We start from the raw sequence: 880 nt of genomic DNA, 5'->3' as shown, positions 1-880 counted from the left end.
GGCTCTGTTGCAAAGATTGGCGGCAGTCAGAGGTAGGCTGTCGCTCTGCGCCGATCAGGCGGCTGCTGCGAAATGGTGGTTGAGCATGCCCATGGCCTCCGTCAGCGCCGAGGGCCCAATGCCAAAAGCTCTCTCCACAAGGCGCACCTCGCCCCTGATGCCGGGCTGCAGGCACCAGGGGCGAGCCTGTCCTTTGCGCAGGGCTCGCATGACTTCGAATCCCTTGATCGTGGCATAGGCCGTGGGGATCGATTTGAAACCGCGCACCGGCTTGATCAGTATCTTGAGCTTTCCGTGATCGGCCTCGATCACGTTATTGAGATACTTCACCTGCCGGTGGGCCGTCTCCCGGTCCAGCTTTCCTTCGCGCTTCAATTCGGTGATCGCTGCACCATAGCTCGGCGCTTTGTCGGTATTGAGCGTGGCAGGCTTTTCCCAGTGCTTCAGGCCTCGCAGGGCCTTGCCCAGGAACCGCTTCGCTGCCTTGGCGCTGCGGGTCGGCGACAGGTAGAAATCGATCGTGTCGCCCCGCTTGTCGACTGCCCGGTACAGGTAGGTCCACTTGCCCCGCACCTTGACGTAGGTTTCATCCAGGCGCCAGCTCGGATCAAAGCCACGCCGCCAGAACCAGCGCAGCCGCTTCTCCATCTCCGGGGCGTAGCACTGGACCCAGCGATAGATCGTCGTATGGTCGACCGAAATGCCGCGTTCCGCCAGCATTTCCTCAAGGTCGCGATAGCTGATCGGATAGCGACAATACCAGCGCACCGCCCACAGGATCACATCACCCTGGAAATGGCGCCACTTGAAATCCGTCATCGTTCCGTCCGTCCAATCTCCGCCAAGCATGCTCAAGCTTCACGATTTTTGCAACAGAGCC

General features: G+C 60.6%; 1 protein-coding gene. It reads right to left on the bottom strand.

Going from position 1 to position 880, the window contains the following annotated elements:
• Positions 1-54 precede the first annotated feature (54 nt).
• Positions 55-819 (bottom strand): IS6-like element IS6100 family transposase, encoded by a 765-nt coding sequence (locus ACTWP6_RS30345; protein ID WP_001389365.1) that lies wholly within the window; start codon positions 817-819, stop codon positions 55-57.
• Positions 820-880: the final 61 nt, after the last annotated feature.

This window comes from Mycobacterium sp. 4D054 (assembly GCF_052245755.1).
In the GTDB taxonomy this organism is placed as follows: domain Bacteria; phylum Actinomycetota; class Actinomycetes; order Mycobacteriales; family Mycobacteriaceae; genus Mycobacterium.
This window is presented reverse-complemented; position numbering and strand designations above follow the sequence as displayed.

Coding starts and splice junctions, on each gene's coding strand:
- ACTWP6_RS30345 (WP_001389365.1), bottom strand. CDS start 819: ATGACGGATTTCAAGTGGCGCCATTTCCAGGGTGATGTGATCCTGTGG.